General features: G+C 54.7%; 24 protein-coding genes and 4 tRNA genes. All 28 read left to right on the top strand.

Going from position 1 to position 24,753, the window contains the following annotated elements:
- Positions 1-74 precede the first annotated feature (74 nt).
- The 28 genes from birA (at position 75) to rpsC (ending at position 24,751) form a co-directional block, all read left to right on the top strand.
- On the top strand, positions 75-1,028 hold the full coding sequence (gene birA / locus ACM6JQ_RS29545; RefSeq protein WP_123375836.1) for a bifunctional biotin--[acetyl-CoA-carboxylase] ligase/biotin operon repressor BirA: 954 nt from the start codon (positions 75-77) through the stop codon (positions 1,026-1,028).
- Positions 1,018-1,770, top strand: coding sequence for a pantothenate kinase (locus ACM6JQ_RS29540; protein ID WP_095114414.1), 753 nt, complete (start codon positions 1,018-1,020; stop codon positions 1,768-1,770). The genes birA and ACM6JQ_RS29540 overlap by 11 nt, the downstream gene beginning before the upstream one ends.
- A 7-nt stretch (positions 1,771-1,777) precedes the next feature.
- Positions 1,778-2,209, top strand: coding sequence for a hypothetical protein (locus ACM6JQ_RS29535; RefSeq protein ID WP_007918473.1), 432 nt, complete (start codon positions 1,778-1,780; stop codon positions 2,207-2,209).
- A gap of 143 nt (positions 2,210-2,352) precedes the next feature.
- Positions 2,353-2,437 (top strand) — tRNA-Tyr (locus ACM6JQ_RS29530).
- Positions 2,438-2,462: 25 nt separating this feature from the next.
- A tRNA-Gly gene (locus tag ACM6JQ_RS29525) sits at positions 2,463-2,536 on the top strand.
- A 26-nt stretch (positions 2,537-2,562) separates the two neighbouring features.
- Positions 2,563-2,638, top strand: a tRNA-Thr gene (locus tag ACM6JQ_RS29520).
- A gap of 85 nt (positions 2,639-2,723) precedes the next feature.
- Entirely contained in the window at positions 2,724-3,917 is a 1,194-nt protein-coding gene (gene tuf / locus ACM6JQ_RS29515) for an elongation factor Tu (protein WP_053124324.1), read from the top strand.
- A 53-nt stretch (positions 3,918-3,970) separates the two neighbouring features.
- Positions 3,971-4,046 (top strand) — tRNA-Trp (locus tag ACM6JQ_RS29510).
- A 45-nt stretch (positions 4,047-4,091) separates the two neighbouring features.
- Positions 4,092-4,460: a preprotein translocase subunit SecE gene (gene secE / locus ACM6JQ_RS29505; protein ID WP_007916493.1), complete on the top strand. Its 369-nt coding sequence runs from the start codon at positions 4,092-4,094 to the stop codon at positions 4,458-4,460.
- Between the two features lie 9 nt (positions 4,461-4,469).
- Positions 4,470-5,003: a transcription termination/antitermination protein NusG gene (gene nusG / locus ACM6JQ_RS29500; RefSeq protein ID WP_007916492.1), complete on the top strand. Its 534-nt coding sequence runs from the start codon at positions 4,470-4,472 to the stop codon at positions 5,001-5,003.
- A 117-nt stretch (positions 5,004-5,120) separates the two neighbouring features.
- Positions 5,121-5,552 (top strand): 50S ribosomal protein L11, encoded by a 432-nt coding sequence (gene rplK / locus ACM6JQ_RS29495; RefSeq protein ID WP_003228756.1) that lies wholly within the window; start codon positions 5,121-5,123, stop codon positions 5,550-5,552.
- Positions 5,552-6,247: a 50S ribosomal protein L1 gene (rplA, locus tag ACM6JQ_RS29490; RefSeq protein WP_007916481.1), complete on the top strand. Its 696-nt coding sequence runs from the start codon at positions 5,552-5,554 to the stop codon at positions 6,245-6,247. The genes rplK and rplA overlap by 1 nt, the downstream gene beginning before the upstream one ends.
- Before the next feature lie 198 nt (positions 6,248-6,445).
- Positions 6,446-6,946 carry a 50S ribosomal protein L10 gene (gene rplJ, locus ACM6JQ_RS29485; RefSeq protein WP_007916479.1) on the top strand — a complete coding sequence of 167 codons (501 nt, stop codon included), beginning with the start codon at positions 6,446-6,448 and terminating at the stop codon, positions 6,944-6,946.
- 78 nt (positions 6,947-7,024) lie between these two features.
- Positions 7,025-7,390: a 50S ribosomal protein L7/L12 gene (gene rplL, locus ACM6JQ_RS29480; protein ID WP_007916477.1), complete on the top strand. Its 366-nt coding sequence runs from the start codon at positions 7,025-7,027 to the stop codon at positions 7,388-7,390.
- 221 nt (positions 7,391-7,611) lie between these two features.
- On the top strand, positions 7,612-11,685 hold the full coding sequence (gene rpoB, locus ACM6JQ_RS29475) for a DNA-directed RNA polymerase subunit beta (protein ID WP_007950180.1): 4,074 nt from the start codon (positions 7,612-7,614) through the stop codon (positions 11,683-11,685).
- A 64-nt stretch (positions 11,686-11,749) separates the two neighbouring features.
- Positions 11,750-15,949, top strand: a complete 4,200-nt coding sequence (rpoC, locus tag ACM6JQ_RS29470) for a DNA-directed RNA polymerase subunit beta' (RefSeq protein WP_007916472.1) — start codon at positions 11,750-11,752, stop codon at positions 15,947-15,949.
- A gap of 216 nt (positions 15,950-16,165) precedes the next feature.
- Positions 16,166-16,537: a 30S ribosomal protein S12 gene (gene rpsL, locus ACM6JQ_RS29465; protein ID WP_003186084.1), complete on the top strand. Its 372-nt coding sequence runs from the start codon at positions 16,166-16,168 to the stop codon at positions 16,535-16,537.
- 107 nt (positions 16,538-16,644) lie between these two features.
- The gene (gene rpsG, locus ACM6JQ_RS29460) at positions 16,645-17,118 is read left to right on the top strand and encodes a 30S ribosomal protein S7 (protein ID WP_007916467.1); all 474 of its coding nucleotides are present in this window, start codon (positions 16,645-16,647) and stop codon (positions 17,116-17,118) included.
- A 30-nt stretch (positions 17,119-17,148) separates the two neighbouring features.
- Positions 17,149-19,254 carry an elongation factor G gene (gene fusA, locus ACM6JQ_RS29455; protein WP_007950179.1) on the top strand — a complete coding sequence of 702 codons (2,106 nt, stop codon included), beginning with the start codon at positions 17,149-17,151 and terminating at the stop codon, positions 19,252-19,254.
- Between the two features lie 31 nt (positions 19,255-19,285).
- The gene (gene tuf / locus ACM6JQ_RS29450) at positions 19,286-20,479 is read left to right on the top strand and encodes an elongation factor Tu (RefSeq protein WP_007918472.1); all 1,194 of its coding nucleotides are present in this window, start codon (positions 19,286-19,288) and stop codon (positions 20,477-20,479) included.
- Positions 20,480-20,637: 158 nt separating this feature from the next.
- Positions 20,638-20,949 carry a 30S ribosomal protein S10 gene (gene rpsJ / locus ACM6JQ_RS29445; RefSeq protein WP_003186070.1) on the top strand — a complete coding sequence of 104 codons (312 nt, stop codon included), beginning with the start codon at positions 20,638-20,640 and terminating at the stop codon, positions 20,947-20,949.
- An 80-nt stretch (positions 20,950-21,029) separates the two neighbouring features.
- The gene (rplC, locus tag ACM6JQ_RS29440) at positions 21,030-21,665 is read left to right on the top strand and encodes a 50S ribosomal protein L3 (RefSeq protein ID WP_003228738.1); all 636 of its coding nucleotides are present in this window, start codon (positions 21,030-21,032) and stop codon (positions 21,663-21,665) included.
- Positions 21,666-21,677: 12 nt separating this feature from the next.
- Positions 21,678-22,280: a 50S ribosomal protein L4 gene (gene rplD / locus ACM6JQ_RS29435; RefSeq protein WP_007918468.1), complete on the top strand. Its 603-nt coding sequence runs from the start codon at positions 21,678-21,680 to the stop codon at positions 22,278-22,280.
- Positions 22,277-22,576 carry a 50S ribosomal protein L23 gene (rplW, locus tag ACM6JQ_RS29430; protein WP_002555488.1) on the top strand — a complete coding sequence of 100 codons (300 nt, stop codon included), beginning with the start codon at positions 22,277-22,279 and terminating at the stop codon, positions 22,574-22,576. Before rplD ends, rplW begins: the two co-directional genes overlap by 4 nt.
- 14 nt (positions 22,577-22,590) lie before the next feature.
- Positions 22,591-23,415, top strand: a complete 825-nt coding sequence (gene rplB, locus ACM6JQ_RS29425; RefSeq protein ID WP_003228734.1) for a 50S ribosomal protein L2 — start codon at positions 22,591-22,593, stop codon at positions 23,413-23,415.
- 16 nt (positions 23,416-23,431) lie between these two features.
- A complete protein-coding gene (rpsS, locus tag ACM6JQ_RS29420) occupies positions 23,432-23,707 on the top strand; it encodes a 30S ribosomal protein S19 (RefSeq protein WP_003228731.1) in 276 nt (91 codons plus the stop codon).
- A gap of 11 nt (positions 23,708-23,718) precedes the next feature.
- The gene (rplV, locus tag ACM6JQ_RS29415) at positions 23,719-24,051 is read left to right on the top strand and encodes a 50S ribosomal protein L22 (RefSeq protein ID WP_003103908.1); all 333 of its coding nucleotides are present in this window, start codon (positions 23,719-23,721) and stop codon (positions 24,049-24,051) included.
- Positions 24,052-24,064: 13 nt separating this feature from the next.
- The gene (gene rpsC / locus ACM6JQ_RS29410; protein ID WP_003176422.1) at positions 24,065-24,751 is read left to right on the top strand and encodes a 30S ribosomal protein S3; all 687 of its coding nucleotides are present in this window, start codon (positions 24,065-24,067) and stop codon (positions 24,749-24,751) included.
- The last annotated feature ends 2 nt before the right edge of the window (positions 24,752-24,753 follow it).

Below are 24,753 nucleotides of genomic sequence, written 5' to 3'. Positions count from 1 at the left end.
AGCGTCTGCTTGATTTCTATGCAACGGCCCGGAGCATGGCTATTATTCGGGCCTCATTGTGAGGCGAGACCTGCATGCTGACGTTGTTGAACCTTCTGAAGGATGGTCGATTCCATTCTGGTCAGGATCTGGGGGCTGCCCTGGGAATAAGTCGAAGTGCTGTATGGAAACAGCTTCAGCATCTAGAGGCTGAGCTTGGCTTGTCCATTCATAAAGTTCGTGGGCGGGGTTATCAATTGGCTGCGCCATTAACGCTTCTCGACTCTCGGGCGATATCGGCAATGGCGCCAGGTTGGCCGGTGACCGTTCTGGATTCAGTCGACTCGACAAATGCTGAGGCCTTGCGTGCGATCGGCCAAGGTAGTTTGGCCCCCTTTTTGGTACTCGCGGAGCGACAAGTCTCTGGACGTGGGCGAAGAGGTCGCAAGTGGGTGAGTCCGTTTGCTGAGAATCTCTATTACAGTCTTGTCCTGCGTATTGATGGCGGAATGCGGCAACTCGAGGGGTTGAGTCTTGTCGTGGGGTTGGCTGTTTTGCAGGCTCTGCGAAATTTTGGAGTGCAAAGTACCGGATTGAAGTGGCCCAACGATGTCTTGGTAGGTAACAAGAAAATCGCTGGCATTCTCCTTGAGCTCGTCGGAGACCCCGCCGACGTTTGCCATGTTGTGCTGGGCATTGGCATTAACGTGAATATGCAGCTATCGGATGAGGTCGATCAGGAATGGACCTCTATCCGTCTTGAGTCAGGCAAAAGCAGTGATCGTAATGCCTTGGTGGTTGAGCTGAGTAAACAGTTAAGTGCTCACATCAAGCGCCATCAGGCGGATGGTTTCTCGGTTCTCCAGTCAGAATGGGAGGCCAATCACTTGTGGCAGGGTCGGCCTGTATCGTTGATTGCGGGCTCCAGTCAGATAGACGGCGTTGTGCTCGGAATAGATAGTCAGGGTGCGCTGCGCCTGAAGGTGGATGGCGTGGAAAAAGTCTTTAGTGGTGGTGAGCTCAGCCTGAGGTTGCGTGATGATTCTTGAGCTCGACTGCGGGAACAGCTTTATTAAGTGGCGAGTGCTGAAAGCTGCGCCCGGGGTTCTCTTTTCTGAAGGGGTTGTCGACTCTGATCTAGCGTTACTTGAAAGTTTGAGATCCCTGGACGGGCTTGTGCTGCGCAAGTGCCGCGTGGTCAGTGTCAGGACTGCGGAAGAAACTGATGTATTAATCGATGCGATCAAGCGGGAGTTCGGTATTTCGGTGGTGTGTGCGAAGTCCGCCCGTGAAATGTCTGGTGTCAAAAATGGTTATGAAGACTATGAGCGTCTAGGGCTTGATAGGTGGTTGGCCATGCTAGGCGGGTTTCATCTTGCATCGGGCAGCGCTTGCCTGGTACTCGATTTCGGTACGGCGGTAACGGCTGACTTTATTGCTGCTGATGGTGAGCATCTGGGAGGTTTCATTTGTCCTGGTATGCCATTGATGCGCAATCAGTTACGTACACATACCCGTAAGATTCGCTATGGAGATCTGGCGGCTGAGCGCGCGCTGTCCAGCAATGCACCTGGGCGCACCACCGTTGAGGCGGTGGAACGTGGGTGTTCGTTAATGTTGCGAGGTTTTGTGCTGACGCAGCTGGAAATGGCGAGCGCCTACTGGGGGGAAGATTTTGCAGTCTTTATAACTGGTGGTGATGCTGTATTGGTTGCAGATGTCGCGCCCAGGGCCAAGGTTGTTCCTGACCTGGTATTTGTGGGGCTGGCTATGGCATGTCCTTTTTCCTGAGGTTTGTATGCGTTGGTTGTTCCTCCTGCTTATCGTTCTTAATGGCTTCTATTATGTCTGGCACCAGCAGGAAGCACCTTTGCGGGCGAAGGACGTAACGCCTCTCAGTTTGTATCGAGGTCCCCAGCAAGACATTCGCTTGCTTAGTGAAACGACAGGTGATGTTCGGGAGGGGCGGGGAGGGCGACGGCAGGAATGTCTGTTTCTCGGTGGTTTTTCCCGGCAGGACTCGCTTTCAGCCCTTCAGCAGCGTTTGGCCGAAATGGGGGTCGACGCGCAATCTTCATCGAAGGATGCTTCCGGGGCTGGTTATTGGTTGTCTGTCGCGCCTCAGGGCCAGCGTTTGTTGGGTGATGCTCAGCTGCAGAACCTTTCCAACGAATTCAATGAGTTAAAACATAAAATAATGCTGTGTGAGGGGGTTGCACCTGCTGAGTAGTTTGCATAGAATGGCGCCCGCTCCACAGCGAAGACCCAAACAGGTTTTCAGTGTGAGGCGATGTCAGCGCAGCTAACCTCAGGTTTTTAAATGAGAAAATGCTTGACAGGGGTTTGGCATAGTATAGAATGCCGGCCTGATTAGGAGGGGTTCCCGAGCGGCCAAAGGGATCAGACTGTAAATCTGACGTCTACGACTTCGAAGGTTCGAATCCTTCTCCCTCCACCAGATTTAAGCGTGAGCTGCAGGCTCCGCGGGTATAGTTTAGTGGTAGAACCTCAGCCTTCCAAGCTGATGATGCGGGTTCGATTCCCGCTACCCGCTCCAAGTTTGCAGGTTGTGCAAAGTGTTTTGCTCTTGTAGCTCAGTTGGTAGAGCACACCCTTGGTAAGGGTGAGGTCAGCGGTTCAAATCCGCTCAAGAGCTCCATATAACAAGGCAGATATGAAAATATCTGCCTTTGTTTTAATGGTTGATATTGTTTGTCTAATTTCTTCTGTTGAGGGTGATATCGATGGCTAAGGAAAAATTTGATCGTTCCCTGCCCCACGTCAACGTTGGGACCATTGGTCACGTTGACCACGGTAAAACCACTCTGACTGCTGCTCTGACTCGCGTTTGCTCCGAAGTTTTCGGTTCTGCAATCGTTGACTTCGACAAGATCGACAGTGCGCCAGAAGAAAAGGCTCGCGGTATCACCATCAACACCGCACACGTTGAGTACAACTCGAAGATCCGTCACTACGCTCACGTTGACTGCCCAGGTCACGCTGACTATGTGAAGAACATGATCACCGGTGCTGCTCAGATGGACGGCGCTATTCTGGTTTGCTCGGCTGCTGATGGTCCGATGCCACAAACCCGTGAGCACATCCTGCTGTCCCGTCAGGTTGGCGTTCCGTACATCGTGGTTTTCCTGAACAAGGCTGACCTGGTAGACGACGCTGAGCTGCTGGAACTGGTTGAGATGGAAGTTCGCGACCTGCTGTCCACCTATGACTTCCCAGGCGACGATACTCCGATCATCATCGGTTCGGCTCGTATGGCTCTGGAAGGCAAAGACGACAACGAGATGGGCACCACTGCCGTCAAGAAACTGGTTGAAACTCTGGACAGCTACATCCCAGAACCAGTGCGTGTAACCGACAAGCCGTTCCTGATGCCAATCGAAGACGTATTCTCGATCTCGGGTCGCGGTACTGTTGTGACCGGTCGTATCGAGCGCGGTATCGTTCGCGTTCAAGATCCGCTGGAAATCGTTGGTCTGCGTGACACCACCGTTACTACTTGCACCGGTGTTGAAATGTTCCGCAAGCTGCTCGACGAAGGTCGTGCTGGCGAGAACTGCGGCGTTCTGCTGCGTGGCACCAAGCGTGACGACGTTGAGCGTGGTCAGGTTCTGGTTAAGCCGGGTTCGGTTAAGCCGCACACCAAGTTCACTGCAGAGGTTTATGTTCTGAGCAAGGAAGAAGGCGGTCGTCACACTCCGTTCTTCAAAGGCTACCGTCCACAGTTCTACTTCCGTACTACTGACGTGACTGGTAACTGCGAGTTGCCAGAAGGCGTTGAAATGGTAATGCCAGGTGATAACATTCAGATGACTGTTACCCTGATCAAAACCATCGCAATGGAAGACGGTCTGCGCTTCGCTATCCGTGAAGGCGGTCGTACCGTCGGCGCCGGTGTCGTAGCTAAAATCATCGAGTAAGTAGTTGTAATGTATTTTTCGGGCCGGCATAATGGTCGGCCTGATTTTGTTTTAGGTCAGTAGCTCAATTGGCAGAGCGACGGTCTCCAAAACCGTAGGTTGGGGGTTCGATTCCCTCCTGACCTGCCAGATTCACTTGGTGTGTCTGGCTTTCTTTTCACAGGATCTTCAAAGATGACTCCTAAAGCTGAAGCTCAAGGCTCTCGCTTCGATCTGCTCAAGTGGCTTGTAGTTGTCGCTTTGGTGGTTGTTGGCGTTGTTGGCAATCAGTATTACTCTGCTTCGCCGATCCTGTACCGTGTACTCGCCTTGCTTGTCATTGCTGCTGTAGCTGCCTTTGTAGGCCTGCAGACTGCGAAGGGCAAGTCTTTCTTTGTACTGGTTAAGGAAGCTCGCACCGAGATTCGTAAAGTCGTTTGGCCAACTCGCCAAGAAACCACGCAGACCACCCTTATTGTGGTGGCTGTTGTTCTGGTTATGGCGTTGCTGTTGTGGGGTCTTGACTCCCTGCTCGGCTGGCTTGTTTCCTTGATTGTCGGCTAAGGGTGTCCCGTGGCTAAGCGTTGGTATGTTGTGCATGCTTACTCGGGTTACGAGAAGCATGTGATGCGCTCGCTGGTCGAGCGCGTAAAGCTGGCTGGCATGGAAGATGGCTTCGGCGAGATTCTGGTTCCCACTGAAGAAGTGGTTGAAATGCGTAACGGCCAGAAGCGCAAAAGCGAGCGTAAGTTCTTTCCAGGCTACGTGCTGGTTCAGATGGATATGAACGAGGGTACTTGGCACTTGGTCAAGGATACTCCTCGGGTGATGGGTTTCATTGGCGGTACCGCTGATAAGCCTGCGCCAATCACCGATAAAGAGGCAGAAGCAATTCTGCGTCGTGTTGCTGATGGTAGCGACAAGCCGAAGCCGAAGACTCTCTTTGAGCCAGGTGAAACGGTGCGAGTCAATGACGGTCCATTTGCTGATTTCAATGGCGTTGTTGAAGAGGTTAACTACGAAAAGAGCCGGATCCAAGTGGCTGTGCTTATTTTCGGTCGCTCTACCCCGGTAGAGTTGGAGTTCAGTCAGGTCGAAAAGGTCTAGCTGAACAAGCATCCCAACCCCGCAGCCCTAGGCTGTGGGGTTTTGTCGTCACTGGGATAAACGCGCAAGTAACCGGGGAGCCTTTCGAGGCGATCGAACCCGTAATTGGAGTGCCTCATGGCCAAAAAAATTACCGCTTACATCAAGCTGCAAGTGAAGGCCGCTCAGGCTAACCCAAGCCCACCTGTTGGTCCTGCTCTGGGTCAACACGGCGTGAACATCATGGAATTCTGCAAGGCTTTCAATGCCCGTACTCAGGGTCTTGAAGCAGGTCTGCCGACTCCAGTGATCATCACTGTCTACAGCGACCGTAGCTTCACTTTTGAAACAAAATCCACCCCTGCTTCGGTTCTGCTGAAGAAAGCGGCCGGTCTGACCAGCGGTTCCGCTCGTCCGAACACCGTTAAGGTTGGCACTGTTACCCGTGCTCAGCTGGAAGAAATCGCGAAAACCAAAAACGCGGATCTGACTGCAGCTGATATGGATGCAGCCGTGCGTACTATCGCCGGTTCTGCTCGTAGCATGGGCCTTAACGTGGAGGGTGTGTAATGGCTAAGCTGACCAAGCGTCAAAAGGCTATCGCCGGCAAAATCGAAGCAGGCAAGGCCTACAACATTGTAGACGCCGCTGCCCTGTTGGCCGAGCTGTCGACTGTCAAGTTCAGCGAGTCGTTTGACGTTGCTGTGAACCTGGGTGTAGACCCGCGTAAATCCGACCAGGTTGTTCGTAGCGCTACTGTGCTGCCACACGGCACTGGCAAGACTGTTCGCGTTGCTGTGTTCACCCAGGGTCCAGCTGCCGAGGCCGCTCTGGCTGCCGGCGCTGACCGTGTAGGTATGGACGACCTGGCTGCCGAAATGAAAGGCGGCGACCTGAACTATGACGTAGTGATCGCATCCCCGGATGCCATGCGCGTTGTAGGTCAACTGGGCCAGATCCTTGGTCCGCGCGGTCTGATGCCTAACCCTAAGGTTGGTACCGTAACTCCAGATGTAGCGACTGCGGTCAAGAATGCTAAAGCTGGTCAGGTTCGTTATCGCACCGACAAAAACGGCATCATTCACACTTCCGTTGGCAAGATGGGCTTCGATGCCGTCAAGCTGAAGGAAAACGTTGAAGCCCTGATCGCTGATCTGAAGCGTATCAAGCCAGCTTCCTCGAAAGGTATCTACGTCAAGCGCGTTACCCTGAGCACCACTATGGGCCCAGGTCTGGTTATCGACCAGAGCTCGCTGGACGCTTAAGACAAAAATTGGCGCGACTATTCGCGCCAGTTGAAATATTGGGGTCCCTGCCTGGCGGGGGCTATCCAAGACCGTAGGCGACGCAAGTCTTAAACCACCAGCCTACGCAGATGGTGCTCCCGGTTCCTTACCGAATCAGACACCAAAACGACATTCGGTTTCGATCGAATGAAACGGTAACAAGCAGGAGTTAAACCCGTGGCAATTAATCTCGAAGACAAGAAGGCCATCGTCGCTGAAGTCAACGAGGCTGCCAAAGTCGCTCTGTCCGCTGTCGTGGTTGATGCCCGTGGCGTAACAGTAGGCGCAATGACCGGACTCCGTAAAGAGGCTCGTGAAGCTGGCGTTTACGTACGTGTTGTACGTAACACCCTGCTCAAGCGCGCTGTTGCTGACACTGAATACAGTGTTCTCAACGACGTGTTCACCGGCCCGACCTTGATCGCATTCTCCAACGAACACCCGGGCGCTGCTGCTCGTCTGTTCAAAGAGTTCGCTAAAGGTCAGGACAAGTTCGAGATCAAGGCAGCTGCGTTCGAGGGCAAGTTCCTCGCAGCTAATCAGATCGACGTTCTGGCAAGCCTGCCGACCCGTGACGAAGCAATTTCCCAGCTGATGAGCGTGATTCAAGGCGCTACCAGCAAATTGGCTCGTACTCTGGCGGCACTTCGCGACCAGAAAGAAGCTGCTGCAGCCTGAGGCTGAGCGTTTCCTCTCTCGCGTATTTTTGTTTATTTCGATGGCCTCCAGGCTATCCCCCAATTCAGGAAATAAGTCATGTCTCTGACTAACGAACAAATCATCGACGCAATCGGCGAAAAATCGGTTCTGGAAATCGTTGAGCTGATCAAGGCAATGGAAGAGAAGTTCGGCGTATCCGCTGCCGCTGCTTCTGCTGGTCCAGCTGCTGCTGCCGCTGTTGTTGAAGAGCAAACCGAGTTCAACGTTGTTCTGCTGGAAGCTGGCGAGAAGAAGGTTAACGTGATCAAGGCAGTTCGTGAACTGACTGGTCTGGGCCTGAAAGAAGCCAAAGAGAAAGTAGACGGCGCTCCTCAGGTTGTAGCTGAAGGCGTTTCGAAAGAAGCGGCTGAAGACGCTAAGAAGAAGCTGGAAGAAGCAGGCGCTAAAGTCGAGCTGAAATAAGTATCGACTTTGCTCCTCCAGCCCGAGCGTCAAGCGACAGGCTGATGGCTGGTGGCTCTTGCCACCGGCCTTTTTCCGTTATTGGCAGCCGACTGGGTCGGTGCTGATAAAGGCGCTGTAACCACCCGATGCGGTGGCGCAAACCATGGGGTTTGCACGATTTTCTGGCTGCTCCCGTCGGGAGGGGCCAAACAAGCAGGTGACCAAGCTGGGGAACGCTGATGGCTTACTCATATACTGAGAAAAAACGTATCCGCAAGGACTTTAGCAAGTTGCCGGACGTCATGGATGTGCCTTACCTCCTGGCCATCCAGCTGGATTCGTATCGTGAATTCTTGCAAGCGGGAGCGACTAAAGATCAGTTCCGCGACGTGGGCCTGCATGCGGCCTTCAAATCCGTTTTCCCGATCATCAGCTACTCCGGCAATGCTGCGCTGGAGTACGTCGGTTATCGCTTGGGCGAACCGGCATTTGATGTCAAAGAATGCGTATTGCGCGGTGTAACTTTCGCCGTACCTTTGCGGGTAAAAGTGCGCCTGATCATTTTCGACAAAGAATCGTCGAACAAAGCGATCAAGGACATCAAAGAGCAAGAAGTCTACATGGGTGAAATCCCCCTGATGACTGAGAACGGTACCTTTGTAATCAATGGTACCGAGCGTGTAATCGTTTCCCAGCTGCACCGTTCCCCGGGCGTGTTCTTCGACCACGACCGCGGCAAGACGCATAGCTCCGGCAAACTGCTGTACTCCGCGCGCATCATTCCTTACCGCGGTTCGTGGCTGGACTTCGAGTTCGACCCGAAAGACTGCGTGTTCGTGCGTATCGACCGTCGCCGCAAGCTGCCGGCATCGGTACTGCTGCGCGCGCTCGGCTATACCACTGAAGAAGTGCTGGACGCTTTCTACACCACCAACGTTTTCCACCTGAGCGGCGAAACCCTCAGCCTGGAACTGATTGCTTCGCGTCTGCGTGGTGAAATTGCGGTTCTGGACATTCAGGACGAGAAGGGCAAGGTGATTGTTGAGGCGGGCCGCCGTATTACCGCGCGCCACATCAACCAGATCGAAAAAGCCGGCATCAAGACTCTGGAAGTACCCCTGGACTACGTCCTCGGTCGTACTACCGCCAAGGTCATCGTGCACCCGGCTACCGGCGAAATCCTGGCAGAGTGCAACACCGAACTGAACACCGAAGTCCTGGCAAAAATTGCCAAATCCGGCGTTGTTCGCATCGAAACTCTGTACACCAACGACATCGACTGCGGTCCGTTCGTTTCTGACACGCTGAAGATTGACTCCACCAGCAACCAATTGGAAGCGCTGGTCGAGATCTATCGCATGATGCGTCCAGGCGAGCCGCCAACCAAAGACGCTGCCGAAACCCTGTTCAACAACCTGTTCTTCAGCCCTGAGCGCTATGACCTGTCTGCGGTCGGCCGGATGAAGTTCAACCGTCGTATCGGTCGTACCGAGATCGAAGGTTCGGGCGTGCTGTGCAAGGAAGACATCGTCGCGGTACTGAAGACTCTGGTCGACATCCGTAACGGTAAAGGCATCGTCGATGACATCGACCACCTGGGTAACCGTCGTGTTCGCTGCGTAGGCGAAATGGCCGAGAACCAGTTCCGCGTTGGCCTGGTACGTGTTGAGCGTGCGGTCAAAGAGCGTCTGTCGATGGCTGAAAGCGAAGGCCTGATGCCGCAAGACCTGATCAATGCCAAGCCAGTGGCTGCGGCGGTGAAAGAGTTCTTCGGTTCCAGCCAGCTCTCGCAGTTCATGGACCAGAACAACCCGCTGTCCGAGATCACCCACAAGCGTCGTGTCTCTGCACTCGGCCCTGGCGGTCTGACTCGTGAGCGCGCAGGCTTTGAAGTTCGTGACGTACACCCGACTCACTACGGTCGTGTTTGCCCGATTGAAACGCCGGAAGGTCCGAACATCGGTCTGATCAACTCCCTGGCTGCGTACGCTCGCACCAACCAGTACGGCTTCCTGGAAAGCCCGTACCGCGTGGTGAAAGAGGGTGTGGTCACCGACGAGATCGTGTTCCTGTCCGCTATTGAAGAAGCCGATCACGTGATCGCGCAGGCTTCGGCGACCATGAACGACCAGAAAGTCCTGATCGACGAACTGGTAGCCGTACGTCACCTGAACGAATTCACCGTTAAGGCGCCTGAAGAAGTCACCTTGATGGACGTTTCGCCGAAACAGGTAGTTTCGGTTGCAGCGTCGCTGATTCCGTTCCTCGAGCACGACGACGCCAACCGTGCGTTGATGGGTTCGAACATGCAGCGTCAAGCTGTACCAACCCTGCGCGCTGACAAGCCGCTGGTAGGTACTGGCATGGAGCGTAACGTAGCCCGTGACTCCGGCGTTTGCGTCGTGGCTCGTCGTGGCGGCGTGATCGATTCCGTCGACGCCAGCCGTATCGTGGTTCGTGTTGCTGATGACGAAGTTGAAACCGGCGAAGCTGGTGTCGACATCTACAACCTGACCAAATACACCCGCTCGAACCAGAACACCTGCATCAACCAGCGTCCGCTGGTGAGCAAGGGTGATCGTGTTCAGCGTAGCGACATCATGGCCGACGGCCCGTCCACCGACATGGGTGAACTGGCACTGGGTCAGAACATGCGCATCGCGTTCATGGCATGGAACGGCTTCAACTTCGAAGACTCCATCTGCCTGTCCGAACGTGTTGTTCAAGAAGACCGCTTCACCACGATCCACATTCAGGAACTGACCTGTGTGGCCCGTGACACCAAGCTTGGGCCTGAAGAGATCACTGCGGACATCCCTAACGTGGGTGAAGCTGCACTGAACAAACTGGACGAAGCCGGTATCGTTTACGTAGGTGCTGAAGTTGGCGCAGGCGACATCCTGGTCGGTAAGGTCACTCCGAAAGGCGAGACCCAACTGACTCCGGAAGAAAAACTGCTGCGTGCAATCTTCGGTGAAAAAGCCAGCGACGTTAAAGACACTTCCCTGCGCGTACCTACCGGTACCAAAGGTACTGTTATCGACGTACAGGTCTTCACCCGCGACGGCGTTGAGCGTGATGCTCGTGCACTGTCGATCGAGAAGACTCAACTCGACGAGATCCGCAAGGATCTGAACGAAGAGTTCCGTATCGTTGAGGGCGCGACCTTCGAACGTCTGCGTTCCGCTCTGGTAGGCCACAAGGCTGAAGGCGGCGCAGGTCTGAAGAAAGGTCAGGACATCACCGACGAAGTGCTCGACGGTCTTGAGCATGGTCAGTGGTTCAAACTGCGCATGGCTGAAGATGCTCTGAACGAGCAGCTCGAGAAGGCTCAGGCCTACATCGTTGATCGCCGCCGTCTGCTGGACGACAAGTTCGAAGACAAGAAGCGCAAACTGCAGCAGGGCGATGACCTGGCTCCAGGCGTGCTGAAAATCGTCAAGGTTTACCTGGCAATCCGTCGTCGCATCCAGCCGGGCGACAAGATGGCCGGTCGTCACGGTAACAAAGGTGTGGTCTCCGTGATCATGCCGGTTGAAGACATGCCGCACGATGCCAATGGCACCCCGGTCGACGTCGTCCTCAACCCACTGGGCGTACCTTCGCGTATGAACGTTGGTCAGATCCTTGAAACCCACCTGGGCCTCGCCGCCAAGGGTCTGGGCGAGAAGATCAACCGGATGATCGAAGAGCAGCGTAAAGTCGCTGAACTGCGTACCTTCCTGGACGAGATCTACAACCAGATCGGCGGTCGTAACGAAGATCTGGACAGCTTCTCCGATCAGGAAATCCTGGATCTGGCGAAGAACCTGCGTGGCGGTGTTCCAATGGCCACTCCAGTGTTCGACGGCGCCAAGGAAAGCGAAATCAAGGCCATGCTGAAACTGGCAGACCTGCCGGAAAGCGGCCAGATGCAGCTGACTGACGGCCGTACCGGCAACAAGTTCGAGCGTCCAGTTACCGTTGGCTACATGTACATGCTGAAGCTGAACCACTTGGTAGACGACAAGATGCACGCGCGTTCTACCGGTTCGTACAGCCTGGTTACCCAGCAGCCGCTGGGTGGTAAGGCACAGTTCGGTGGTCAGCGTTTCGGGGAGATGGAGGTCTGGGCACTGGAAGCATACGGTGCTGCTTACACTCTGCAAGAAATGCTCACAGTGAAGTCGGACGATGTGAACGGCCGTACCAAGATGTACAAAAACATCGTGGATGGCGATCACCGTATGGAGCCGGGCATGCCCGAGTCCTTCAACGTGTTGATCAAGGAAATTCGTTCCCTCGGCATCGATATCGATCTGGAAACCGAATAACACGTGACGCGAATCGAGAGCGGGGCAGGATTGCCCGCTCTCTGCTCCGCCAGGAGGAAAGGCCTTGAAAGACCTACTGAATTTGCTGAAAAACCAGGGTCAAGTCGAAGAGTTCGACGCCATCCGTATCGGATTGGCCTCGCCTGAGATGATCCGCTCATGGTCGTTCGGTGAAGTTAAAAAGCCGGAAACCATCAACTACCGTACGTTCAAACCTGAACGTGATGGCCTGTTCTGCGCCAAGATCTTTGGCCCGGTAAAGGATTACGAGTGCCTGTGCGGTAAGTACAAGCGCTTGAAGCACCGTGGTGTGATCTGCGAGAAGTGCGGCGTTGAAGTTGCACTGGCCAAGGTTCGTCGTGAGCGCATGGCGCACATCGAACTGGCTTCGCCGGTTGCCCACATCTGGTTCCTGAAATCGCTGCCGTCCCGTATCGGCTTGCTGATGGACATGACCCTGCGTGATATCGAACGCGTTCTCTACTTCGAGAGCTATGTCGTTATCGATCCAGGCATGACCACCCTTGAAAAAGGTCAGTTGCTGAATGACGAGCAGTACTTCGAAGCGCTGGAAGAGTTCGGTGACGACTTCGACGCCCGTATGGGTGCTGAAGCTGTTCGTGAACTGCTGCACGCTATCGACCTGGAACACGAGATTGGCCGTCTGCGCGAAGAAATTCCGCAAACCAACTCTGAAACCAAGATCAAGAAGCTGTCCAAGCGTCTGAAGTTGATGGAAGCCTTCCAGGGTTCCGGCAACTTGCCAGAGTGGATGGTGCTGACCGTTCTGCCGGTTCTGCCGCCAGATCTGCGTCCACTGGTCCCGCTGGACGGCGGTCGTTTCGCGACTTCCGACCTCAACGATCTGTATCGTCGAGTGATCAACCGTAACAACCGTTTGAAGCGCCTGCTGGATCTGTCCGCTCCGGACATCATCGTGCGCAACGAAAAGCGTATGTTGCAGGAAGCTGTCGATGCTCTGCTCGACAACGGTCGTCGTGGCCGCGCTATCACCGGTTCGAACAAGCGTCCTCTGAAATCCCTGGCTGACATGATCAAGGGTAAGCAAGGTCGTTTCCGTCAGAACTTGCTCGGTAAGCGTGTTGACTACTCCGGTCGTTCGGTAATTACCGTAGGCCCGACCCTGCGTCTGCACCAGTGCGGTCTGCCGAAGAAGATGGCTCTCGAGCTGTTCAAGCCGTTCATTTTCGGCAAGCTCGAAATGCGTGGTCTCGCGACCACCATCAAAGCGGCCAAGAAAATGGTCGAGCGCGAACTGCCAGAGGTTTGGGACGTTCTCGCTGAAGTGATTCGCGAACACCCGGTTCTTCTCAACCGTGCACCGACCCTTCACCGTCTGGGTATCCAGGCGTTTGAACCGGTACTGATCGAAGGTAAGGCTATCCAGCTGCACCCTCTGGTCTGCGCCGCGTACAACGCCGACTTCGACGGCGACCAAATGGCCGTGCACGTACCGCTGACTCTGGAAGCCCAGTTGGAAGCGCGTGCGTTGATGATGTCGACCAACAACATTCTGTCGCCAGCCAACGGTGAGCCAATCATCGTTCCGTCGCAGGACGTTGTATTGGGTCTGTACTACATGACTCGTGAAGCGATCAACGCCAAGGGCGAAGGTCGTGTGTTCGCGGATCTGCAGGAAGTTGACCGTGTGTTCCGTGCCGGCGAAGCCGCACTGCACGCCAAGGTTAAAGTACGTATCAACGAAACCGTCAACGACCGTGACGGCAACAGCGTGAGCGGTACCCGTATCGTCGACACCACTGTCGGCCGTGCGCTGCTGTTCCAGGTTGTGCCAAAAGGCCTGTCGTACGACGTCGTCAACCTGCCGATGAAGAAAAAGGCGATCTCCAAGCTGATCAACCAGTGCTACCGCGTGGTTGGTCTGAAAGAGACCGTGATCTTCGCTGACCAGTTGATGTACACCGGTTTCGCTTACTCGACCATCTCCGGCGTTTCCATCGGTGTTAACGACTTCGTTATCCCGGACGAGAAAGCCCGCATCATCGGTGCTGCCACCGACGAAGTGAAAGAGATCGAGAGCCAGTACGCCTCCGGCCTGGTAACCCAGGGCGAGAAGTACAACAAAGTGATCGACCTTTGGTCGAAAGCGAACGACGAAGTTTCCAAGGCAATGATGGCCAACCTCTCGAAAGAGAAGGTTATCGACCGTCACGGCGTTGAAGTTGATCAAGAGTCGTTCAACTCGATGTACATGATGGCCGACTCGGGTGCGCGGGGTTCCGCAGCACAGATTCGTCAGCTGGCCGGTATGCGTGGTCTGATGGCCAAGCCGGACGGTTCCATCATTGAAACGCCGATTACTGCGAACTTCCGTGAAGGTTTGAGCGTACTTCAGTACTTCATCTCGACTCACGGTGCTCGTAAAGGTCTGGCGGATACCGCGTTGAAAACTGCGAACTCCGGTTACCTGACTCGTCGTCTGGTAGACGTGGCGCAGGATCTGGTTGTAACCGAGATCGATTGCGGCACCGAACACGGTCTGCTGATGACTCCGCACATTGAAGGCGGTGACGTTGTAGAGCCGTTGGGTGAGCGCGTATTGGGTCGTGTTATTGCCCGTGACGTATTCAAGCCAGGCACCGAGGACGTTATCGTTCCAGCCGGTACTCTGGTAGACGAGAAGTGGGTCGAGTTCATCGAGCTGAACAGCATCGACGAAGTGATCGTGCGTTCGCCGATCAGTTGCGAAACCCGCTATGGCATTTGCGCCAAGTGCTATGGCCGTGACTTGGCTCGTGGTCACCAGGTGAACATCGGTGAAGCGGTCGGCGTTATCGCTGCCCAGTCCATCGGTGAGCCGGGTACCCAGCTGACGATGCGTACGTTCCACATCGGTGGTGCGGCAAGCCGTACTTCCGCAGCCGACAGCGTTCAGGTGAAGAATGGCGGTACCGTCCGTCTGCACAACCTGAAGCACGTTGAGCGAGTGGATGGTCACCTGGTTGCTGTGTCCCGTTCCGGTGAGCTGGCCATCGCTGATGACTTCGGTCGTGAGCGTGAGCGTTACAAGCTGCCGTACGGTGCTGTGATTTCGGTTAAAGAAGGTGACAAGGTCGACGCTGGCGCAATCGTGGCCAAGTGGGATCCGCACACTCACCCAATCGTTACCGAAATGAAAGGTACCGTGACCTACGTGGGCATGGAAGAAGGCATCACGATCAAGCGTCAGACTGACGAATTGACCGGTATGACCAACATTGAAGTCCTTGACGCGAAAGATCGTCCAGCTGCGGGCAAAGAAATCCGTCCGGCAGTGAAGATGGTCGACGACAACGGCAAGGATCTGTTGCTGCCAGGCACTGACGTTATCGCTCAGTACTTCCTGCCAGCCAACGCCCTGGTCGGTGTGGCTGACGGTGCGAAGATCGCGATCGGTGATGTTATCGCGCGTATCCCGCAAGAAACTTCGAAGACTCGTGACATCACCGGTGGTCTGCCGCGTGTTGCCGACTTGTTCGAAGCTCGTCGTCCGAAAGAAGCGTCGATTCTCGCTGAAGTCAGCGGCACCATCGCGTTCGGTAAAGAAACCAAAGGCAAGCGCCGTCTGGTTATTACCCCGAACGACGGTACCGATCCGTACGAAGAGCTGATTCCGAAGTGGCGTCACCTGAACGTCTTCGAAGGCGAACAGGTAAACCGCGGCGAAGTTATCTCCGACGGTCCAAGCGATCCGCACGACATCCTGCGTCTGCTGGGTGTGAGCGCGTTGGCCAAGTACATCGTCAACGAGATCCAGGACGTTTACCGTCTGCAAGGCGTGAAGATCAACGACAAGCACATCGAGACCATCCTGCGTCAGATGCTGCGTAAAGTTGAAATCGCTGAATCCGGCGATTCGAGTTTCATCAAGGGCGACCAGATGGAACTGACTCACGTACTGGTAGAAAACGAGCGTTTGGGCGGCGAAGACAAGTTCGTCTCCAAATACACTCGCGTTCTGCTGGGTATCACCAAGGCGTCGTTGTCCACCGAATCGTTCATCTCGGCGGCTTCCTTCCAGGAAACCACTCGTGTACTGACCGAAGCGGCAGTCACCGGCAAGCGCGACTACCTGCGCGGCCTGAAAGAAAACGTTGTCGTGGGTCGTCTGATCCCGGCAGGTACCGGCCTGGCATATCACAGCGAGCGCAAGCGTCGTCGTGAAGCAGACAAGCCGCTGCGCGTAAGCGCCAGTGAAGTGGAAGCTGCACTGACCGAAGCGCTGAACTCGAGCGGTAACTGAGTTCTGCGATAAATGAGCGTAAGGCCCTGGTCGCTCCGTTCATCGAATCGAGACAATTTGTCGAGGTTCGAGGGGCGGGGAGGTCGGGGCCTTGCCTTGACTGGGGACAAGATCCTCTTTAGACTCTTGATCCCCTAAATTTGGCGGGAATTCGTTCCTGCCATTTTGCTTTTCTTGCAAGACAATAGCGTCGCAAGACAACAGTGGAGCTAGTAGATGGCAACTATCAACCAGCTGGTACGTCAGCCGCGTAAGCGTATCGTCGAGAAATCCGACGTACCTGCGCTGCAGAACTGCCCGCAACGTCGTGGCGTGTGCACCCGTGTGTACACCACTACGCCGAAAAAACCTAACTCGGCACTGCGTAAAGTATGCCGTGTGCGCCTGACCAACGGTTTCGAGGTTTCCTCGTACATCGGTGGTGAAGGTCACAACCTGCAAGAGCACAGCGTGGTACTGATCCGCGGCGGTCGTGTAAAAGACTTGCCAGGTGTTCGTTACCACACCGTTCGCGGCTCCTTGGATACTTCCGGCGTTAAAGGTCGTAACCAGGGTCGTTCGAAGTACGGTACCAAACGTCCGAAGTAATCGGCCGTTTTGCAGATTTTCATTTTATTGAGTCGATAAGAGTAAGGTCGGGCACGCATCCATTGGATCTGTCCCGAGCTAACCTGAAGACCGCTTGAGGGCTTATCATGCCAAGACGTCGCGTAGCAGCAAAGCGTGAGATTCTGGACGATCCGAAATACGGAAGCCAGATCCTCGCCAAATTCATGAACCACGTTATGGAAAGCGGCAAGAAAGCCGTTGCCGAGCGTATCGTTTATGGTGCCCTGGAAACCGTTGCGACCCGTAAGGCTGGCACCGATCCCCTGGAACTCTTCGAAAAAGCACTCGACGCCATCGCTCCGCTGGTCGAAGTGAAGTCGCGCCGCGTTGGTGGTGCTACTTACCAGGTTCCGGTCGAGGTTCGTCCTTCCCGTCGTAACGCTCTGGCAATGCGCTGGTTGGTAGACTTCGCCCGTAAGCGTGGCGAGAAGTCTATGGCTCTGCGTTTGGCTGGCGAACTGCTGGATGCTGCTGAAGGTAAAGGTGCTGCTGTTAAGAAGCGTGAAGACGTGCACCGTATGGCTGAAGCTAACAAAGCTTTCTCGCACTACCGCTTCTAATTTTAGCTTCACTAATTTTGCGAGGGCTTTATGGCTCGTACTACTCCGATTAGCCGCTACCGTAACATCGGTATCGTCGCTCACGTGGATGCTGGTAAAACCACCACCACTGAGCGCGTCCTTTTTTACACCGGCAAAAGTCACAAAATGGGCGAGGTGCATGACGGCGCCGCGACCACAGACTGGATGGTTCAGGAGCAGGAGCGTGGTATTACCATTACTTCTGCTGCTATTACCGCCTTCTGGAAAGGTTCCGAGAAGCAGTACAAAGACGAGCATCGCTTTAACGTAATCGATACCCCGGGCCACGTTGACTTCACTATTGAAGTTGAACGCTCCCTGCGCGTACTCGACGGCGCTGTCGTTGTGTTCTGCGGTACTTCGGGTGTTGAGCCTCAGTCGGAAACCGTATGGCGTCAAGCCAACAAGTACGGTGTTCCACGTCTTGTTTACGTAAACAAGATGGACCGTGCTGGCGCCAACTTCCTGCGCGTGATCGGTCAGATCAAGCAGCGTCTGGGTCACACTCCGGTGCCAATCCAGTTGGCTATCGGTTCCGAAGACAACTTCCAGGGTCAGATCGATCTGATCAACATGCAAGCTGTCTACTGGAACGACTCTGACAAAGGTATGGTCCCTGTTCGCAAGGACATTCCTGCTGAGCTGCAAGAGCTGGCTGAAGAGTGGCGCAACAACATGGTTGAGGCTGCTGCCGAAGCCAACGAAGAGCTGATGAACAAGTACCTGGAAGGCGAAGAGCTGTCGATCGTAGAGATCAAAGCTGCTTTGCGTCAGCGTACTATCGCCGGCGAAATCGTACTGGCTGTTTGCGGTTCTTCGTTCAAGAACAAGGGTGTTCCCCTGGTTCTCGACGCCGTTATCGACTTCCTGCCTGCGCCAACCGACATTCCTGCTATCAAGGGTACTGACCCGGATAACGAGGAAATCGAGCTGGAGCGTCATGCAGACGATGCGGAGCCGTTCTCGGCTCTGGCGTTCAAGATCGCTACCGACCCATTCGTGGGTACCTTGACCTTCGTCCGCGTTTACTCGGGCGTGTTGAACTCCGGCGACGGCGTGATCAACTCGGTTAAAGGCAAAAAAGAGCGCGTGGGTCGTATGGTGCAAATGCACGCAAACGCCCGTGAAGAGATCAAGGAAGTGCGCGCTGGTGACATCGCGGCCCTGATCGGCATGAAGGACGTCACCACTGGTGAAACCCTCTGCAACGCTGACAAGCCAATCATTCTGGTTCGCATGGACTTCCCGGAGCCGGTTATTTCGGTTGCCGTAGAGCCTAAGACCAAGGATGACCAGGAAAAAATGGGTATCGCTCTGGGCAAACTTGCTCAGGAAGACCCGTCTTTCCGCGTTAAAACTGATGAAGAGACTGGTCAAACGATCATCTCCGGCATGGGCGAGCTGCACCTGGACATCCTGGTTGACCGGATGCGCCGTGAGTTCAACGTCGAAGCCAACATCGGCAAGCCTCAGGTTTCGTATCGTGAGCGCATCACGAAGAACTGTGAAATCGAAGGCAAGTTCGTTCGTCAATCCGGTGGTCGCGGCCAGTTTGGTCACTGCTGGATTCGTTTTGCTCCTGCTGACGAAGGTCAGGAAGGTCTGCAATTCGTGAACGAAGTTGTAGGTGGTGTGGTTCCTAAGGAATACATCCCGGCTATCCAGAAAGGTATCGAAGAGCAGATGAAGAACGGCGTTGTTGCCGGCTATCCGCTGATCGGCCTGAAGGCTACCGTGTTCGATGGTTCTTACCACGACGTCGACTCCAACGAGATGGCGTTTAAAGTGGCTGCCTCCATGGCGACCAAGCAACTGGCCCAGAAGGGCGGTGGTGAGTTGCTTGAGCCGATCATGGCTGTAGAGGTTGTTACGCCTGAAGACTATATGGGTGATGTGATGGGCGACCTTAACCGTCGTCGCGGCATGATCCAGGGTATGGAAGACACAGTGTCCGGCAAGGTTATCCGTGCCGAGGTTCCACTGGGTGAGATGTTCGGTTATGCGACCGACGTTCGTTCCATGTCCCAGGGTCGCGCAAGCTACTCTATGGAATTCAAAAAATACGATACGGCTCCGTCGCACATCGTCGAATCCGTAACCAAAAAACAAGGCTGATTCAGCCCCTTTAGGCTAGGAGTTAATTGTCGTGGCTAAAGAAAAATTTGATCGTTCCCTACCGCACGTCAACGTTGGCACCATCGGTCACGTTGACCACGGTAAAACCACTCTGACTGCTGCTCTGACTCGCGTTTGCTCCGAAGTTTTCGGTTCCGCAATCGTTGACTTCGACAAGATCGACAGCGCACCGGAAGAGAAGGCTCGCGGTATCACCATCAACACCGCACACGTTGAGTACAACTCGAAGATCCGTCACTACGCTCACGTTGACTGCCCAGGTCACGCTGACTATGTGAAGAACATGATCACCGGTGCTGCTCAAATGGACGGCGCTATTCTGGTTTGCTCGGCCGCTGATGGTCCGATGCCACAAACCCGTGAGCACATCCTGCTGTCCCGTCAGGTTGGCGTTCCGTACATCGTGGTTTTCCTGAACAAGGCTGACCTGGTAGACGACGCTGAGCTGCTGGAACTGGTTGAGATGGAAGTTCGCGACCTGCTGTCCACCTATGACTTCCCAGGCGACGATACTCCGATCATCATCGGTTCGGCTCGTATGGCTCTGGAAGGCAAAGACGACAACGAGATGGGCACCACTGCCGTCAAGAAGCTGGTTGAAACTCTGGACAGCTACATCCCAGAACCAGTGCGTGTAACCGACAAGCCGTTCCTGATGCCAATCGAAGACGTATTCTCGATCTCGGGTCGCGGTACTGTTGTGACCGGTCGTATCGAGCGCGGTATCGTTCGCGTTCAAGATCCGCTGGAAATCGTTGGTCTGCGTGACACCACCGTTACTACTTGCACCGGTGTTGAAATGTTCCGCAAGCTGCTCGACGAAGGTCGTGCTGGCGAGAACTGCGGCGTTCTGCTGCGTGGCACCAAGCGTGACGACGTTGAGCGTGGTCAGGTTCTGGTTAAGCCAGGTTCGGTTAAGCCGCACACCACTTTCACCGCAGAAGTTTACGTTCTGAGCAAGGAAGAAGGCGGCCGTCATACTCCGTTCTTCAAAGGCTACCGTCCACAGTTCTACTTCCGTACTACTGACGTGACTGGTAACTGCGAGCTGCCAGAAGGCGTTGAAATGGTAATGCCAGGTGACAACATTCAGATGACTGTTACCCTGATCAAAACCATCGCAATGGAAGATGGTCTGCGCTTCGCTATCCGTGAAGGCGGTCGTACCGTCGGCGCCGGTGTCGTAGCCAAAATCATCGCGTAATTCTCTTTTATAGAGATTGCTTGATGATGTGAAAAAGCCCCCGCTCAGCGGGGGCTTTTTTATTGGGTTGACACCTATCTGGGGCGTCTATAGAATTGCGCCTCCTTTTAACGGGCGTATTGCGCTCGGTGGGAATAGCAGCCGGAGTCTGAAATCCAATGCAAAATCAGCAAATCCGTATCAGGTTGAAGGCTTTTGACCATCGCCTGATCGACCAATCAACCCAGGAAATCGTGGAAACCGCGAAACGTACTGGTGCTCAAGTGCGTGGTCCAATTCCACTGCCTACCCGTAAAGAGCGGTTTACCGTTCTGGTTTCTCCGCACGTCAACAAAGACGCGCGCGACCAGTACGAAATCCGCACTCATAAGCGCGTTCTGGACATCGTCCAGCCAACGGATAAAACCGTTGATGCACTTATGAAGCTTGATCTTGCGGCCGGTGTGGAAGTGCAGATCAGCCTCGGCTAAGACTCGGTCTTAGTCGTGTAACGCTCTGAAATGGGCGGCCATAGCGGGTGAAAGCCCCGTACACTCATGAGGTTTACAACATGACTATTGGTGTAGTCGGTCGTAAATGCGGTATGACCCGTATTTTCACCGAAGAAGGTGTCTCCATTCCGGTCACGGTCATTGAGATCGAACCGAATCGCGTCACCCAGTTCAAAACTGAAGAGACCGATGGCTATCGTGCAGTGCAAGTCACTGTCGGCGAGCGTCGTGCTTCGCGTGTAACAGCAGCTCAGGCTGGCCACTTCGCCAAGGCGAACGTTGCCGCTGGTCGCACCACCATGGAATTCCGTCTTGAAGAAGGCGAGTACCAGGCTGGCGATCTGATCAACGCTGAAATCTTCGCCGCTGGTCAACTGGTTGATGTAACCGGTCAGTCCAAGGGTAAAGGCTTCCAGGGTACGATCAAGCGTTGGAATTTCCGCGGGCAAGATAACACCCACGGTAACTCCGTATCCCACCGCGTCCCAGGCTCTATCGGCCAGTGCCAGACTCCTGGTCGTGTATTCAAGGGCAAAAAAATGTCCGGTCATATGGGCGCTGAGCGCGTGACCGTGCAGTCCCTGGAAGTAGTGCGCGTGGACGCTGAACGCAATCTGTTGTTGGTCAAGGGTGCTGTTCCTGGCGCTACTGGCGGCAACCTGGTTGTACGTCCAGCAGCCAAGGCTCGCGGTTAAGGGGAAGCTGACATGCAATTAAATGTAAATGACGCTCAAGCGATCGAAGTTTCCGAACTGACGTTTGGCGGCGAGTTCAATGAGACGCTGGTTCACCAAGCAGTCGTGGCCTACATGGCTGGCGGCCGTCAAGGTACCAAGCAGCAAAAGACCCGTTCCGACGTTCGTGGTGGCGGCAAGCGCCCATGGCGTCAGAAAGGTACTGGTCGTGCTCGTGCCGGTACTATCCGTAGCCCAATCTGGCGTGGCGGCGGTACCACTTTCGCAGCTCGTCCACAGGATCACTCCCAGAAGCTGAACAAGAAGATGTATCGCGCAGCAATGCGTTCCATCCTTGCTGAGCTGGTGCGTACTGATCGTCTGGTCGTGGTTCAGGATTTCGCTGTTGAAACTCCGAAAACCAAAGACCTGCTGGGCAAGCTGAACAACATGAGCCTGACCGACGTTTTGATCGTGTCGGACGCTGTTGATCAGAACCTGTACCTGGCTGCTCGTAACCTGCCGCACGTAGATGTACGTGACGTTCAAGGTTCCGATCCAGTTAGTCTGATCGCATACGACAAGGTGTTGATCACCGTGTCGGCCGTGAAGAAATTCGAGGAGCTGCTGGGATGAACCAGGAACGCGTATTTAAAGTTCTGCTTGGCCCGCACGTTTCCGAGAAGGCTACGGTTCTGGCAGACAAGAAAGGCCAGTTCGTTTTCAAGGTTGCTACTGATGCAACCAAGCTGGAAATCAAGAAGGCCGTCGAAAGCCTGTTCAGCGTGAAAGTAGAGCGCGTCACTACCCTGAACGTTCTGGGTAAGAGCAAGCGCACTGCTCGCGGTCTGGGCAAGCGTAATGACTGGAAGAAGGCAGTTATCTCCCTTCAGCCAGGCCAAGATCTCGATTTCAGCAGCAGTGCTGAGTAAGGAAGGGGTGCATCATGGCAATCGTTAAATGCAAACCGACTTCCCCTGGCCGCCGTTTTGTGGTCAAGGTGGTCAACCAGGAGCTGCATAAAGGCGCTCCTCACGCACCGCTGCTCGAGAAAAAATCGAAGACTGGTGGTCGTAACAACAATGGCCGTATTACCACGCGTCACATCGGTGGTGGTCATAAGCAGCATTATCGTATGGTCGATTTCCGTCGCAACGACAAAGATGGCATCGTCGCCACTGTTGAGCGTATCGAATACGATCCAAACCGTACTGCTCACATCGCACTGCTCTGCTACGCAGACGGCGAGCGCCGCTACATCATCGCCCCTAAAGGCGTGAGTGCTGGCGACCAGCTGATCGCAGGCGCTCTGGCTCCAATCAAGCCAGGCAACGCTCTGCAACTGCGCAACATTCCAGTGGGTTCTACTGTACACGGCATCGAACTGAAGCCAGGTAAAGGCGCACAGATCGCTCGTTCCGCTGGTGCTTCGGCTCAGCTGATCGCTCGTGAAGGTGTGTACGTTACCCTGCGTCTGCGTTCCGGTGAAATGCGTAAAGTCCTGGCTGAATGCCGTGCGACCCTGGGCGAAGTCTCGAACTCCGAGCATAGCCTGCGTTCGCTGGGTAAAGCTGGTGCCAAACGCTGGCGTGGCGTTCGCCCAACCGTTCGTGGTGTTGCCATGAACCCGGTTGACCACCCACATGGTGGTGGTGAAGGTCGTACCTCTGGTGGTCGTCATCCGGTATCGCCATGGGGCTTCCCGACTAAGGGCGCGAAGACTCGTGGTAATAAGCGTACCGACAAAATGATCGTCCGTCGTCGCAAGTAAATAGAGGGATACGACAGTGCCACGTTCTCTGAAAAAAGGTCCTTTTATTGATCTTCACCTACTGAAGAAGATCGAAGTGGCGGCGGAAAAGAACGATCGCAAACCAATTAAGACTTGGTCGCGTCGTTCGATGATCCTGCCACAGATGGTCGGTCTGACCATCGCCGTACATAACGGTCGTCAGCACGTCCCAGTTCTCGTGAACGAAGACATGGTCGGCCATAAACTGGGCGAGTTCGCCGGTACCCGCACTTATCGTGGGCACGTGGCTGACAAGAAAGCCAAGCGTTAAGGGGTTAGGAAATGGAAGTAGCCGCTAAGTTGTCGGGCGCTCGAATCTCCGCCCAGAAAGCCCGCTTGGTCGCCGACCAGATCCGCGGGAAGAAGGTGGGCGAAGCGCTCAACTTGTTGGCTTTCAGCAGTAAGAAAGCCGCCGAGATCATGAAGAAAGTGCTGGAGTCGGCCGTAGCCAACGCCGAGCATAACGAAGGCGCAGACGTTGATGACCTGAAGGTCAGCACCGTTTTCGTCAACGAAGGGCGTTCGCTGAAGCGCATCATGCCACGTGCCAAAGGCCGTGCTGATCGCATCGTCAAGCGGTCTTGCCATATCACTGTCAAGGTTGCTGACAAGTAACGGAGTCGAAGAGATGGGTCAGAAAGTACATCCCATTGGCATTCGCCTGGGAATCGTCAAGGAGCACACCTCCGTCTGGTACGCAGACGGTCGGACTTATGCGGACTATTTGTTCGCAGATCTGAAAGTGCGTGAGTATCTCCAAGACAAACTAAAAAGCGCGTCCGTAAGCCGTATCGATATCCATCGTCCGGCCCAAACTGCACGTATCACCATCCACACCGCTCGCCCAGGTATCGTTATCGGGAAGAAAGGTGAAGATGTTGAGAAACTGCGTCAGGACCTGACCAAGCAAATGGGTGTGCCTGTGCACATCAATATCGAAGAGATCCGCAAGCCGGAACTCGACGGTATGCTGGTTGCGCAGAGCGTAGCTCAGCAGCTGGAGCGTCGTGTAATGTTCCGTCGCGCTATGAAGCGCGCCGTTCAGAACGCCATGCGCATTGGTGCCAAAGGCATCAAAATCCAAGTGAGCGGTCGTCTCGGCGGTGCTGAAATCGCACGTACTGAATGGTATCGCGAAGGTCGTGTGCCATTGCACACCCTGCGTGCCGACATCGACTATGCCAACTACGAAGCTCACACCACTTATGGTGTGATCGGTGTAAAGGTTTGGATCTTCAAAGGCGAAGTAATTGGTGGTCGCCAAGAAGAGCTGAAACCACAAGCACCAGCGCCTCGTAAAAAAGCTGCTAAGTAAGG

It is taken from the genome of Pseudomonas sp. IT-232MI5 (assembly GCF_949767845.1).
In the GTDB taxonomy this organism is placed as follows: Bacteria; Pseudomonadota; Gammaproteobacteria; order Pseudomonadales; family Pseudomonadaceae; genus Aquipseudomonas.
Note: the sequence above shows the minus strand (reverse complement) of the source record. Positions and strands in the feature narration are given on the sequence as shown.

Excerpts from the sequence above, each read along its gene's own strand:
- rplD (WP_007918468.1), top strand. The coding sequence starts at position 21,678 with ATGCAATTAAATGTAAATGACGCTCAAGCGATCGAAGTTTCCGAACTG.
- rplA (WP_007916481.1), top strand. The coding sequence starts at position 5,552 with ATGGCTAAGCTGACCAAGCGTCAAAAGGCTATCGCCGGCAAAATCGAA.
- rpsJ (WP_003186070.1), top strand. The coding sequence starts at position 20,638 with ATGCAAAATCAGCAAATCCGTATCAGGTTGAAGGCTTTTGACCATCGC.
- fusA (WP_007950179.1), top strand. The coding sequence starts at position 17,149 with ATGGCTCGTACTACTCCGATTAGCCGCTACCGTAACATCGGTATCGTC.
- rpsG (WP_007916467.1), top strand. The coding sequence starts at position 16,645 with ATGCCAAGACGTCGCGTAGCAGCAAAGCGTGAGATTCTGGACGATCCG.
- secE (WP_007916493.1), top strand. The coding sequence starts at position 4,092 with ATGACTCCTAAAGCTGAAGCTCAAGGCTCTCGCTTCGATCTGCTCAAG.
- tuf (WP_053124324.1), top strand. The coding sequence starts at position 2,724 with ATGGCTAAGGAAAAATTTGATCGTTCCCTGCCCCACGTCAACGTTGGG.
- rplL (WP_007916477.1), top strand. The coding sequence starts at position 7,025 with ATGTCTCTGACTAACGAACAAATCATCGACGCAATCGGCGAAAAATCG.
- rplV (WP_003103908.1), top strand. The coding sequence starts at position 23,719 with ATGGAAGTAGCCGCTAAGTTGTCGGGCGCTCGAATCTCCGCCCAGAAA.
- ACM6JQ_RS29540 (WP_095114414.1), top strand. The coding sequence starts at position 1,018 with ATGATTCTTGAGCTCGACTGCGGGAACAGCTTTATTAAGTGGCGAGTG.
- rplK (WP_003228756.1), top strand. The coding sequence starts at position 5,121 with ATGGCCAAAAAAATTACCGCTTACATCAAGCTGCAAGTGAAGGCCGCT.
- rplW (WP_002555488.1), top strand. The coding sequence starts at position 22,277 with ATGAACCAGGAACGCGTATTTAAAGTTCTGCTTGGCCCGCACGTTTCC.
- rpoB (WP_007950180.1), top strand. The coding sequence starts at position 7,612 with ATGGCTTACTCATATACTGAGAAAAAACGTATCCGCAAGGACTTTAGC.
- ACM6JQ_RS29535 (WP_007918473.1), top strand. The coding sequence starts at position 1,778 with ATGCGTTGGTTGTTCCTCCTGCTTATCGTTCTTAATGGCTTCTATTAT.
- rpsL (WP_003186084.1), top strand. The coding sequence starts at position 16,166 with ATGGCAACTATCAACCAGCTGGTACGTCAGCCGCGTAAGCGTATCGTC.
- rplC (WP_003228738.1), top strand. The coding sequence starts at position 21,030 with ATGACTATTGGTGTAGTCGGTCGTAAATGCGGTATGACCCGTATTTTC.
- rplB (WP_003228734.1), top strand. The coding sequence starts at position 22,591 with ATGGCAATCGTTAAATGCAAACCGACTTCCCCTGGCCGCCGTTTTGTG.
- birA (WP_123375836.1), top strand. The coding sequence starts at position 75 with ATGCTGACGTTGTTGAACCTTCTGAAGGATGGTCGATTCCATTCTGGT.
- rpsC (WP_003176422.1), top strand. The coding sequence starts at position 24,065 with ATGGGTCAGAAAGTACATCCCATTGGCATTCGCCTGGGAATCGTCAAG.